This is a genomic window from Leptospira interrogans (assembly GCF_900156205.1).
In the GTDB taxonomy this organism is placed as follows: Bacteria; Spirochaetota; Leptospiria; order Leptospirales; family Leptospiraceae; genus Leptospira; species Leptospira interrogans.
The window spans coordinates 91,140-103,551 of sequence record NZ_FTNA01000005.1 but is presented as its reverse complement, the minus strand read 5'-3'; the positions used below and the strand labels follow the sequence as shown (position 1 = coordinate 103,551).

Here is a 12,412-nt window from a genome sequence, read left to right as displayed (position 1 = left end):
TATTTTAGCCTAAATCTGTAGGAATCACGTGTAAAAATACATTTTATAGGTCAGAACTGGAAATCTGGCGGTTTCAAAGAAAGGCTTGGACCAGTAAAGCTTTCCGCAGAGTCTTTTTTGGGAAAACGATTTAGATCGGCGTGATATAGAGGTCCGGTTGTTATATTCTAAGACATCGATTTACAATTTTGTCTAAAAATCAAAGAGGACCCGAGTATCTGTCTTTTTAGTCGCTGTCTTGAACCCAAAATTCGTCCTATCTCCATCTCTCGGAATTTAAAAAGTGACAAGGTTTCCAAGGCATTTGATCTTAGTAAAAAAAATCCCGGGAGATCCGGTCTTTCTCATGAAAAAAACAATCATTCTTTCTTTTTTTATTCTATTTTTAGCCTTAGAACCCTCTTTGCTGGCTCAACCCGCGCATAACTGGAATTCTCCTTCCGAAGTAGTCAAGCAGGTAAAGAAGAAGTTCAGTGATTTGAATTCTTATAAGGCCGATTTTCAAATTCAGACGGTTTCCAATAAAAAGAGCAAAAATATGAAAGGTGTCTGTCTTTATAAAAAAGGCGGAAGAATCCGGTATCAATTTAACGAACCTTCCGGAGACGAAATCGTTTCGGACGGAAAAACTTTATATATATATATAGCTCGCTTGAACGCGGTGGGTAAACAAGATCTTACATTAAATAAATCAAATAAATCCGGACCGATTTTTTCTAATTTTACAGACGAAGGTCTTTCTCGAATTTTTAGGAAATATCATTATAAGTTCGATTCTATAGAACAACCCCAAACCTCTTCTAAAGACGGACGTAAATACTTTGTGCTCAATTTGGAACAAAGAGAAAAAATCGGTGGTTTTGAAACGATGTTACTTTATGTGGATGCACAGACGTATTTTATTCAGAAAGCGGTAGCGAGTGATGGGAGAGGGAAGGAAACTACAATCGAATTCTCTAATTTAGAAATTAATCCGGATTTGGAAGACGGACAATTTAACTTTCATATCGGTGGAAACGCAAAAATTATAAATAACCCGCTTGTGTCGGAACAATAGGTCCCGAAAAGGAGAGAAACGTTGAATCAAAAAAGAGTTGGGCAGATTCTCCGTGAGGCGAGAGAAGAAAAAAAACTAAGTGTCAAGGACGTTGCTAGAGAAACTAATATTTCCGTAAAATACATTTTGGCTTTAGAAACCGAAGACTATTCTCAGTTTCCGGGAGAAACCTTTACCATGGGATTTTTGAAAAACTACGGAGGTTATCTAAAATTAGATACAGGACAGTTGATCAATTTATACAGAGGAGAAAAGATAGAAGAATCCCAAGCGCCTCTCGAAGAACTGACTCGTCCTACCGCTTCGTATTATACGAAAATTAACGTGGATAAAAATAAAATTTTTACGATCGCGTCTGTATTGATCATTCTTATATCCGCGTATCTTATCATTGATAGTTTTATCGGTCCTTCTTCCGATGAAGACTCAGTGGAAGAATCCGGTAAAAAACTAGATATTCCAGAAAACATAGATTTTCTTTCTAGATCCATTCCGGAAAGCAGAAGTGAATCCTTCATTCTTACTCCGGATAAAGGAGTCAGTTTTTCGGTAAGCAATCAACAGTGTAAACTATTTATAGATTCTGTGGAAAAAGGAGGCGCTGTCAACACCGCTGTACTTGCGTTTAACGTTTATCCAGAACTTACGGTATATAAATTTCGTTTGAGTGAAGGACAGGAAAAAATACTCAGTTATACAATTCCGGAAATTTCCAGTCTTAGGAGGAATGTTAGAATTATCTCCCAGGCGGTGACTGAAAATTCGGCAAAGGTTTTAGTCACGTTGAGCGACGAAGAACAAAAACAGGAAAATAATAACTCAGTTGATAACACAAAAACGTTAGGCGATGTTCCGATTCAAGTAACTCTATTTTTTAATAAACCTAGTTATGCTGAGTTCATCATAGACGGTCAGATGGGATTTAGAGGTCTTGTACAAACGGGAGAAACCAGAAGTTTAGAAGCTAAGGATCGTCTGGAACTAAAAGTAGGAGACGGTTCTGCGGTGGAGATGATTCAAAACGGTAAACCTAAAATCACTTTGGGACGCCCTGGTAAACTAGTGAAGAAAATTTTTGTGAAAACTCAAAATCCTTATGATAGCACACAGTCCATCATCAAGGAGTTGGGAGAATAGGAATTTTTTTGGATAAGAAGTTCTACATCACCACACTCGGTTGTCCTAAAAATATTGCGGACTCTATGAGTATGCATCATTCTCTTCTGGAAGAAGGGTTTACTCCCGCTTCTTTGCCTGAAGAATCCGATTTCCATTTTATCAATACCTGTACGTTTATTCAATCAGCTACGGAAGAAACGATTCAGACCATTTTGTCTGCGGCTCAGGTAAAAAAACAGAATCACCAAAAGTTAGTTGTAGTAGGTTGTTTTGCAGAACGTTATCCGGACAATATTCATTCTGAAATTCCGGAAGTGGATTTGTTTTTTGGAACTGGCAAATACTCACAAGCAGGAAAAATTTTACGCGAAAAATTTCCGGAACTTTCTCCTTCTCAACTGGAATTTAACGATAGTTTATTAGAAAGATGGAAATTATCTTCTAAAATCGAAAACTATTCTAAACCGTATGCTTATGTAAAAGTTTCTGACGGTTGTAATCGGGGTTGTTCTTTTTGTATCATTCCTTCCTTTCGAGGAAAATTCGCAGAATCTCCGTTAGACGATATTTTAAGAGATACAAATAGAGCGATACGCGCGGGTGCCAAAGAAATCTGTTTGGTTTCTCAAGATACGGTCTATTACGGAAGAGACTCCGAAATACTTTTGGATATGGTTCGTAAAGTTGCAGAGATTGATTCTCTCGAAATTCTAAGATTATTGTATTTGTATCCGGATAAAAAAACCGAAAAGTTGATTCGTTTGATGGGAGAAACTTCTAAGATTGCTCCGTATTTGGAATCCCCTCTACAACACGTATCTTCTAAAATTCTAAAGGTGATGAACCGGACCGGAGAAAGTTCCTATTTTAAGGATCTATTCTCTCTTGCCAGAGAAGTCAAACCAGGTTTAGAAATTCGTACTTCGTTTATCATCGGTTATCCGGGAGAAGAACCCGAAGACGTGGATCAGATTTTACGTTTTATCGAAGATACCAGACCGGAAAAAGTAAATTTATTTTCTTATTCCCCTCAAGAAGGAACCAAAGGTGCCCAACTCAAACAAACCGTTTCCGAAAAGGAAAAATCGAAACGAATCAATCTGATCCGTGATTCTCATCTGGAGATCTTAGAAGAGATACACGAATCTAGAATTGGTCGGACCTACGATGCGATTGTGGACGGGATAGAAGACGGACAGGCGGTGGTTCGTAGATTTCAAGACGCTCCGGAAATGGATGAAGTAGTCTACGTGGACGATGTTTCTCTCCTTCCGGGTAGGATCGGAAAAGTGCGGATCGATTCCTTTTACGAATACGACATGAATGGAACTTGGGTATGAACAAGGTTATTTTCAATATTCCTAATATTCTTACTATGTTAAGAGTTGCTGCGGTGCCTTTTTTCGTATGGTTTTTATTTCAAAAGGAATTGGAATATCATATCGCGGCTCTGATCCTTTTTTCAGTGGCTTCTTTAACTGATTTGATAGACGGTTATCTGGCTCGAAAGTGGAACCAGGAAACGGAGTTCGGTAAATTTTTAGATCCTCTTGCGGATAAGATCATCGTTACTGGTTGTTTTATTACGTTTATATTTTTACAAGAACAGATCGAATTTTGGATGGTTTGTTTAATTATTGGAAGAGATATGCTGATCACTTCTCTTCGTTATCTTGCGATTCGCCAAGGACAGTCGATCCGTACTACGATGCTTGGAAAGGTAAAGACTGTCTTTCAAATGGGGGCCATCGTTTTGATCCTTGTATTTTTTATTTTGATTTCTAGCAAAAAGAGGATTTTGATCAACCAAGCATACGCAACCGGAAAAGCGAATGGTCTCACCGTATTTGAATTTGCGACCAATAACGCAATTCAGTTTTTCCGAAATTTGGACCAAAATAACGGACTAGGAGACGTGGTTTTTGGTTTAGGAACGTTTGTCCCTTATTGGGGAATGTTGGTCACTACCACAATTACTGTGATTTCCGGAATCCGTTATTTAGTTTCCAATAGTAAAGTTCTTTATCCTTCTAATCTCAAAGGGATGTTTCAAAAAAATGGAACCAAGAGCAGCCGTTCTTAAACTCATCGAACATAAACATTTAACCGCTTTAGAAGCGGAATCTTTTATGAACCATGTAATGAAAGGAGAGGTTTCTGAAATTTTACTTTCTTCTTTTTTGACCGCAATGCGTTTCAATGGGGAATCCGTAGAAGAAGTGTTAGGTTGTACATTGGCGCTTCGTAAAAACGCTCTTCGACCTAAAACCGTTTTTCCATTTGATTTATTGGATACCTGTGGAACAGGAGGAGATGGACAAGGAACGATCAATATCAGCACTCTCTCTGCGATCGTTTTAGCTTCTTTAGGGATTAAGGTGGCTAAACATGGAAACCGATCCGTTTCTTCTCATACAGGTTCTAGCGATATATTAACTCGGTTAGGTTATCAAACCGAGACAACTCAAGAAGAAGTGGAAGCTCATCTTGTAAATAGAGGATTTACATTTTTATTTGCTCCTATGTGGCATCCATCTATGAAACACGCTGGTCCGGTTCGGAAAGAACTGGGATTTAGAACCGTCTTCAATATGATTGGCCCACTTTCCAATCCGTTTTCTCCTCAGTTTCAAATTATAGGTGTGTATCAACCAGAATTGATGGAACTGTTTATCAAAGTATTACAATCTTTAGGTTTGAAGAGGGCTTTGGTATGTCATTCGAGGGATGGTTTGGACGAATTTTCAATCTTTCAGATTACGGATTATACTTTTTTAGAAAATGGTGTAATTAGCCGCCATTCGTTTGATCCTAAAATTTTAGGACTTTCTTCTTTAAACAAAGAAGAAGTATATGCTTCTTCCAGCGACCATGCAGAGGTTTTGGCGAGAAAGGTTTTGAATTCGGAATCGATTGCGGGGACACACGCGGTGGCATTGAATGCGGGAGCTGGACTTTTTGTAATGGGGAAGATAGATACAATTGAACAAGGGTATCAAATCGCCAAAGAGGCCATTCTTTCCGGAAAAACAAAAAAGTATTTCGAAGATTTAATTTCCAAAGAGTAAACGAGAAAAATACTGGTAAGAATTTGACGAAAAGAACCGAACAGGAAAGTAAACGATGACATTTGATATTTTACTACAATTGGCTCAGGCCGCCGGAGAAGGAGACAAATCTCCTTTTTCTACTTTGCTTCTCATTCCAATTATGCTCGTGATCATGTATTTCCTGGTCATTCGTCCTCAAAGGAACGAAGAAAAAAAACGTAAGGAAATGATAGATAGTTTGAAAAAAGGAGACGAGGTAGTCACTTCTTCTGGAATTCACGGAAAGGTTGTAGAGATCAAAGACAATAACGAAGTAGTTGTTCTGAATATCGCTAAAGATACCAACGTATCCTTTACCGCGAGTACGGTTCTAAAAAAGAAACAACAAGCGGACAAATGAAAAAAATTTCGATCTTAATTCTAATCTTTTTATTTTTAGGGAATTTGGCGCTATTCTCTCAGGATGGGGAAGAGATCGACTTTTTAGAAAAGGTCACGGAGCCTAAAAAAACAGTAAGTAAAAAATCTTCTAATACGGCGGGCGCTTCTTCGGGGACATCCACTCCTAAAAAAAAGGAAAAGAAAAGATCCAAAAAGAAAAGATCTAAAAAATCTTCTTCTTCCATTCCAAACAATCTGGAAGAAACCCAAAAGAAAAATGTAATACCTAATACTAACGAAACTTCTTCTGGAAATAATAATTCTAATTTGAATGGGAGCAATTCAGGTTCTTCTAATACACTTGAATCCGGAAATGTAGATGAACAACGCGTGAGCGCTTCTAAGATGGATCTTAGAGATTTACCTAAACCGTATTGGGTTAACGAAGAAGTTCAAATTCATCCTAACAATTTGCCGGGTTATACGGTTTCTCAAAAATCGGAACAAGGCTCCTCTTTTGGAAGTGGACTTTCCGAAATACTCAAGTTAGGTGAAGACAAAAAAAAGGAAGAGAACAAAAAGAAAGTTCAGGAAGTACAAAAATCAGGCTCCTTTACTGGATTTATTTCTGAGTATAAAAAGCCTATTATCATTATAGTATTTATTTTATTATTTGCTTTATACCGATTGAAAGCGGGTAAATCACGCGGAAGTTCCAGCCGCAAATCCCCGGTTACGATCAATAAAATGAGAAGAGATTAGGAGTTTTCTTTTGAAATCTGCGACATGGATTTTTTTGCCGCTCTTGATTATTTTGGCGGCCACGGTGATACTTTATCCCAACTTCGCGACTAGAGAGTTGGAACTTGCGGTCAGAAAAGAATTTATTTCTATTTCTCCAGAACAAAAAAAGGCGATCCTTTCCCGTTTTGAAGAACGTTGGAATCGAGAATATAAACAATCCGATTGGGTCATTTCTCCTTCTCCTTCCGAACTTAAGGATGAATCTTTCTTGTTGGTAAAAGGAAGATTTATTACTTCGGCAAAGATCAATCAAATCTCTCAGGAAAATCCAGAACTGATCTTAGAAGCCAAGAATAAACTTCGCCCTACTTTAGTGGAAGAGTGGATTACAAAGGGACGTCCTTTGACGATTAAACTCGGTTTGGATTTGCAGGGTGGAATGAGAGTAGCGATGAAGGGAGATTTTGAAGACTACGCTTCTAAACTCCGAGAAAGTTATATTAAAGAAATTGAAAATTTAAACAAAACCGTGACGGATCCTTCTGCAGACGAAAAGGAAAAGAAAAAAGCCAAGGATCGTTTGAGTGAAATTGAAAGTTACTTTGAACTTTCTCCGAGTCGAAAACTTTTAGAATTAGAAAAAGCAAAACTGATCATAGATAATCGTCTAACGAGCCAAAATTTGACTGAACCTCAGGTACGGATTCAAAAGGATCAGGATTCCATAGAAGTTTCACTTCCAGGTGTAACCAATTCTTCCCAAATTTTGGAAATCATTCAAAATACCGAAACCGTGGAGTATCGTTTAGAAGAGCCGGAAAATTCTGCAGGAAATGGTTTGACATACGCTTCTATCATTCAACAGGAAGAAAATAGGCTTCTCGAATTGAAAAGAAGGGAAGAAACGGATATAGTACAATATCAGAATATTATAAAACAGAAACTTGGAAAGGCAGAACAAGATAAGTTTCTACAAGGTTTAGAAGAAAAGTATAAAATCCCTAGGGATAGATACAGGGTTTTTGCATATTGGGCCAGGGGAAATCATCAAAATTCTACCTTACTTCCTAGAAAGTTTGTCGTTTTGGAAAAAGCGATCGCTTTGGATGGAAGGGATATGAGGGACGCAAGACCTTCCTTTGAAAATAATTCTTTTGGGTATATCGTTTCTTTTACTCTGACTAGCAGCGGGGCTGAAAAATTCTTTGAGATTACTTCCCAAAACAAAGGTAGAAATTTAGCTATTGTTTGGGGGGATAAGGTTGTATCTGCCCCAACGATTCGAAGTGCTATCGCGGGTGGTGTGGCTCAGATAGACGGTTCTTTTACAAAGGAAGAGGCGGTTGATCTTGCGAACGTGATCAGTGAAGGTGCGCTTCCGATTCCTTTGAGAGTTTTGGAAATGAGATTTATCGGCCCTACTCTTGGAATTGAATCTATCGAAGTGGGTATGAAAGCGGTTTTGATCGGATTTGTTTTAGTCATGTTCTATATGATTTTAATTTATCGTCTTTCGGGTCTGGTAGCGAACGCCGCACTTTTTGCGAATATAGTAATTTTAAGTGCCCTTCTTTCTTTGATGGGATTTACTTTGACTTTACCTGGTTTTGCCGGGATCATTTTGACGGTAGGTATGGCGGTGGACGCTAACGTGATTATCTATGAAAGGATCAAGGAAGAATTGCGTGCGGGTAAGTCTGCAACTGTTGCTGTGGCACAAGGATTTGACAACGCATTTTGGACGATTATAGATAGTAACGTAACTACTTTGATTTCTGGGATTTTGATGATTCGTCTTGGAAACGGTCCGATTAAAGGTTTTGCGATCACTCTGTGTTGGGGAATTATCACTTCTCTTTTTACATCCTTGTTCTTAAGTCGTTTAGTGATGGATCTTTTGGTCAATCGTTTAGGGGTTCAGAAACTCCAGCTTGGCTTTAAAAAATTGGAGTCCTAAAAGAATGTTTGATTTTATAAAATATAAATACGTTTCAATTTGTATTTCTCTGGCTCTAATCGTATTCGGTTTTAGTTATACGTATGCAGTTCACGGAGGTTTTGCCAACTCTTTGGATTTTAACGGTGGTCTTAGAACTGTAGTCGAGTTCGATCAAAATATGGATCGTAAAAAGTTGGAAAATTACTTTGCGGAAAATAAGATCGAAGCAGTGCTTTTGCTTTTAGATAAAGAAAAACATCACTATCAAATCGATATAGGTCTAGGCTCAGTAGATTCAATTTTACTAAAATACAGAGAGAAAAACGGATTAAAACCTACGGATAAGGTAGAACTTTCTGGAATCGATGCTTTGATTTCGATTTTAATCGCGGATTTTAGAATTGATAAAAGTAATATACTCAGCGCTAATCAAGTAGGTGCGATTGTAGGAGGAGAGCTTTCTTCTACTGGAACTACTTTGCTTGGACTTACGATGGCGATTATACTCGCATATATTAGTTTTCGATTTCAATTTAAGTTTGCTTTGGGAGCCATTTTGGCTTTGACGCACGACCTCATTTTGACGGTTGCGTTTATAGGATTTTTTCAAATTAAACCAAGTGTTCCTATTATTGCCGCCTTATTGACATTACTTGGGTATTCGATCAATGATACGATCGTAGTATTTGATAGAATCCGAGAAAATTCCGCAGGAAATTTGAATCAAACTTTCGGACAGACGATCAATTCTGCGATTAATCAGACTTTGGGAAGAACGTTTAACACTTCTTTTGCGACTTTGATTTCTATCGTAGCAATTATCATCGGTGGAGCAACCGAACTATTCGATTTTGCTTACGTTCTTACGTTTGGAATTGTGATTGGAACGTATTCTTCGATTTTTATTGCAGCCCCTCTTGTAGATATTTACGACCAAGTTATACGAAAGGCTCGCGACTGATGACTTCCCTCCCGGAAAAATTTCGGGAGGAATTGCGCAAACTTTCCTTTTTATCCATGGGGGAAAGTTCGCCGAACCCCCCTGTTTCTTGTCTCATTACGGATGTTGAAAACAAACGAATATTTGCCAAAGGTAGAACTTCACCTACCGGTGGACCACATGCGGAAAGAAATGCATATTATGAATTTATTAATAATGGGCTTTTATCAAAACCGCATAACGTGTGGGTGACTTTTGAGCCTTGTACACATCATGGTAAAACCCCTCCTTGTTTAGATTTAATTTTAGAACATAAACCGAAAACGCTATACTACGGTTTAAAAGATCCTAATCCTCTCGTTCGTAAAAACGAAGGTTTAGAAATTTGTAGGAATGCTGGAATTCAAGTTGTTTCAGATTTTGGTTTAAAAGAAATTGCAGAAGAAAGTTTATTTGGATTTATTTCTAGAATTGAAAAACAAAAACCTTCTATGATTATCAAATCGGCGGTTTCTAAAGAAGGTTTTTTTACCACTAAGGATAAGGCTACGGTTCGTCTTTCTGGAAATTTATCAGATCGCCTAACTTCTATTTTGCGAGCAAAATGCGACGCTGTACTTATTGGTCCTAGAACCTTATTCCAAGATCTACCTGGTTTAGATTTTAGGATTGGAGGCAATTGGGCTACCGATTTGGGAACCATTCAGGAAAATATTTTTGGGGAAAGTAATGGATTTGATATAAGCCGCTGGTTTGAAGCAGGAGTTGATTTGGAACGGGCAGGAGTTTTAAAATTTGAGCATGGGGCTTATTTTGAGAGAGGGGATGAAATTAAGGATTTAGAAAAAAATTTGGGAGTAGGTTCTGAAATTAAGAACTCAGAAGGGACTTCTCGATTTTTAAAGAATATTTTAAAATACGGTTTTAATCCGGAAATTTCGGAAATTCATCGTAAGGATCAAGAGAATTATCAACCATATCGCGTTTTTATTATATTCGAAGAAAAAAATATACCCGAAAGTTGGGTCGAAAAACAAAGAAGAATCAATAAAAAAAATAATTCTAAAAAATGTATTTTTTTTCTAAAACGAAACGAATCTTTCAGCGAAAAAATTAGAGAGTTACTTAAGTCCTTAACGGATAATAAAATTTATACATTTGATCCGGAAACGATGGCAGAGGAATGTTTAAATGTTTTATCTTCGATAGGAGCTAATCTCATACTAGTTGAAGGTGGAAATCTAATGTATGAAACTTTTTCTTCTAAAATGAGAGATGACGATTTGATTTTAAAAATTCGATCTACTTTTACCATACCGGAAGGTATAAAACCCAAGTTGATTACAAATTCTGAAACCTTAATCTGGAAAACAAGTGTCGGGAAAGATATTTGGGAGGTGCACGGATGTTTACCGGTTTAGTCGAAACCACTGGAAGAATTTCTGAAATTCAAGAAACGACTGAGGGAAGAAGTTTTTTAGTGGAGACAAAGTGGGTGCGTCCGGATCTCAAGTTAGGTGACTCGATTGCAGTGAATGGTTGTTGCCAGACCGTTACTTCGTTTTACGAAGAGGGGGATCGTTTCCGATTTTATGCTAGTTTTAAAACTTTAGAATTAACTAATTTTAAGTTTTTTAAAGTAGGAGAAGAAGTAAATTTAGAGCGGAGTGTACTTCCTACAACTCGTTTAGGTGGGCATCTTGTAAGTGGTCATGTGGATGGGGTTGGAAAAATTCTGAACAAAGAAGAAAGAGAAGATGGAAATGTGATTTGTTATACGGTCCGAAATGATTCTTCTCTTTCGAAATACATCGCTCCGAGAGGAAGTATTACTGTGGATGGAATTTCGTTGACCGTGGTTAATTCCCATTCTGATACGTTTGATTTGGTTTTGATTCCAGAAACTCTTAAAAAAACGAATGCTAAATCTTGGAATTCAGACTCGGTTTTAAATTTAGAGATAGATCTTGTAGCTCGCTATTTGGAACAACTTCTTAAGTTTCAGTAAAGTAATAGTTCCTACATTTTCAGAGTTTATCCGTAAAATTGAGATTTTGTAAGAGTTCCCACGTTTTCCACTGTGAAATAAATCTTTAAATGGATTTTTTATCGAACCCACGTTAAAAATGTGGGGTTCCTACAATTTTAGAATTTGTTCGTAAAATCGTGGTTTACAGTAGTTCCTACATCATTTTACAGACAAACCTAAGTTTTGTGAGAGTTCCCACACTTGAAATACAACAGATTCAAGTGTTATAAACTTCTATTTTATCAATTGTGGTAGCTCCCACATTTAAAGAATCGATCTATAAAGTTCAGATTCCAACTTTTTTCAGAATCATGAATTTCTTACGCCAAATTCACTTTAACTAAAGTAAAGCTCATCATAGTATTCTTCTTATGTATCTCTGAGTAGTAACGGCCTATTTATAGTACTGCATTATCTTGAACTTTACTAAAATGTAGGAGCTACGGCATAGTATTAAGACTCATAAAAGTGATACTGAAAGTGAACGGTCATTTTGTGAAGATGTAGAATTTTCACAAATTAGAATTTAATCTGGAAGTTATGGCCTTTTTTGAGAGAAAGCTTACAATTTTATCGCAAGTCTGTTTGATTGAAAATTTAGTACCCTACTATATAGTTCTGAGTAGGTATTACGCAATTCAAATTTAGAATTTTAGAAAATTGTAAATTTCTGTTTTATAAAATTGTAGTTTTTTTAGAGACTTACTACTCGGACGCATGAATAGAATACTTGTGTTAGATTGTTTCAAAAATTTGAATATTTTGGTCTTGCTTTAAAATGCCGTAAATCCCGAATTTGCGGTATTTTTTAAATACCACTAGTTTTTCGTAAATTAGGCCGTTAATAACTTGGTACTATTTTCATGCGTCCGAGTAGTATTTTAGGTCTTACTAGTTGAACCTATAAAAATAGCATTCAAGATGCAGAAGTTTTCAAGATTATCTGCCCTGGAATTATTCGTTTTTTTGAAGGAGATCTTAGATTCTATCTTTTTCGAAGTAAGCTCATCCTGTATTATTTTCATGTGCCCAGATCTGACTGATCTCTATAAAATTGAGTACCTAAATGTCTATCATAAAGTGCCGTTTCTCGTAAGCTCGATAGAATCCAATGTGAAAGCGATTTTTGTGTTAAACCTAAAACGCGAACTAT

Annotated in this window: 11 protein-coding genes; all 11 read left to right on the top strand. The window is 37.0% G+C overall.

Annotated features, from left to right (window positions below; all coding sequences use genetic code 11):
• Window positions 1–283: 283 nt before the first annotated feature.
• The 11 genes from BW942_RS06035 to BW942_RS05985 are packed head-to-tail and all read left to right on the top strand — an operon-like array spanning window position 284 to window position 11,238.
• Window positions 284–1,057 carry a LolA family protein gene (locus BW942_RS06035; RefSeq protein ID WP_000196651.1) on the top strand — a complete coding sequence of 258 codons (774 nt, stop codon included), beginning with the start codon at window positions 284–286 and terminating at the stop codon, window positions 1,055–1,057.
• A gap of 21 nt (window positions 1,058–1,078) precedes the next feature.
• Window positions 1,079–2,194: a helix-turn-helix domain-containing protein gene (locus tag BW942_RS06030; protein WP_001072290.1), complete on the top strand. Its 1,116-nt coding sequence runs from the start codon at window positions 1,079–1,081 to the stop codon at window positions 2,192–2,194.
• 8 nt (window positions 2,195–2,202) lie between these two features.
• Window positions 2,203–3,516, top strand: a complete 1,314-nt coding sequence (gene rimO, locus BW942_RS06025; protein WP_000358325.1) for a 30S ribosomal protein S12 methylthiotransferase RimO — start codon at window positions 2,203–2,205, stop codon at window positions 3,514–3,516.
• Window positions 3,513–4,259, top strand: a complete 747-nt coding sequence (pgsA, locus tag BW942_RS06020; RefSeq protein ID WP_001045091.1) for a CDP-diacylglycerol--glycerol-3-phosphate 3-phosphatidyltransferase — start codon at window positions 3,513–3,515, stop codon at window positions 4,257–4,259. The genes rimO and pgsA overlap by 4 nt, the downstream gene beginning before the upstream one ends.
• A complete protein-coding gene (gene trpD, locus BW942_RS06015) occupies window positions 4,234–5,244 on the top strand; it encodes an anthranilate phosphoribosyltransferase (protein WP_000433680.1) in 1,011 nt (336 codons plus the stop codon). The genes pgsA and trpD overlap by 26 nt, the downstream gene beginning before the upstream one ends.
• 55 nt (window positions 5,245–5,299) lie before the next feature.
• Window positions 5,300–5,626 (top strand): preprotein translocase subunit YajC, encoded by a 327-nt coding sequence (gene yajC / locus BW942_RS06010; RefSeq protein WP_000141830.1) that lies wholly within the window; start codon window positions 5,300–5,302, stop codon window positions 5,624–5,626.
• Entirely contained in the window at window positions 5,623–6,369 is a 747-nt protein-coding gene (locus tag BW942_RS06005; protein ID WP_000723997.1) for an SRP-less Sec system protein, read from the top strand. The genes yajC and BW942_RS06005 overlap by 4 nt, the downstream gene beginning before the upstream one ends.
• Window positions 6,370–6,379: 10 nt before the next feature.
• Complete coding sequence (gene secD / locus BW942_RS06000) at window positions 6,380–8,308, top strand: protein translocase subunit SecD (RefSeq protein ID WP_000833715.1); 1,929 nt, start codon at window positions 6,380–6,382, stop codon at window positions 8,306–8,308.
• 4 nt (window positions 8,309–8,312) lie between these two features.
• Window positions 8,313–9,251, top strand: a complete 939-nt coding sequence (secF, locus tag BW942_RS05995; RefSeq protein ID WP_000459252.1) for a protein translocase subunit SecF — start codon at window positions 8,313–8,315, stop codon at window positions 9,249–9,251.
• On the top strand, window positions 9,251–10,651 hold the full coding sequence (locus tag BW942_RS05990; RefSeq protein WP_000202680.1) for a bifunctional diaminohydroxyphosphoribosylaminopyrimidine deaminase/5-amino-6-(5-phosphoribosylamino)uracil reductase RibD: 1,401 nt from the start codon (window positions 9,251–9,253) through the stop codon (window positions 10,649–10,651). The genes secF and BW942_RS05990 overlap by 1 nt, the downstream gene beginning before the upstream one ends.
• Complete coding sequence (locus tag BW942_RS05985; RefSeq protein WP_000494006.1) at window positions 10,636–11,238, top strand: riboflavin synthase; 603 nt, start codon at window positions 10,636–10,638, stop codon at window positions 11,236–11,238. The genes BW942_RS05990 and BW942_RS05985 overlap by 16 nt, the downstream gene beginning before the upstream one ends.
• The last annotated feature ends 1,174 nt before the right edge of the window (window positions 11,239–12,412 follow it).

Bases quoted from the DNA above. Each gene is read 5' to 3' on its own strand.
- secF (WP_000459252.1), top strand. From the start codon at position 8,313: ATGTTTGATTTTATAAAATATAAATACGTTTCAATTTGTATTTCTCTG.
- trpD (WP_000433680.1), top strand. From the start codon at position 4,234: ATGGAACCAAGAGCAGCCGTTCTTAAACTCATCGAACATAAACATTTA.
- yajC (WP_000141830.1), top strand. From the start codon at position 5,300: ATGACATTTGATATTTTACTACAATTGGCTCAGGCCGCCGGAGAAGGA.
- BW942_RS05990 (WP_000202680.1), top strand. From the start codon at position 9,251: ATGACTTCCCTCCCGGAAAAATTTCGGGAGGAATTGCGCAAACTTTCC.
- BW942_RS06005 (WP_000723997.1), top strand. From the start codon at position 5,623: ATGAAAAAAATTTCGATCTTAATTCTAATCTTTTTATTTTTAGGGAAT.
- pgsA (WP_001045091.1), top strand. From the start codon at position 3,513: ATGAACAAGGTTATTTTCAATATTCCTAATATTCTTACTATGTTAAGA.
- BW942_RS05985 (WP_000494006.1), top strand. From the start codon at position 10,636: ATGTTTACCGGTTTAGTCGAAACCACTGGAAGAATTTCTGAAATTCAA.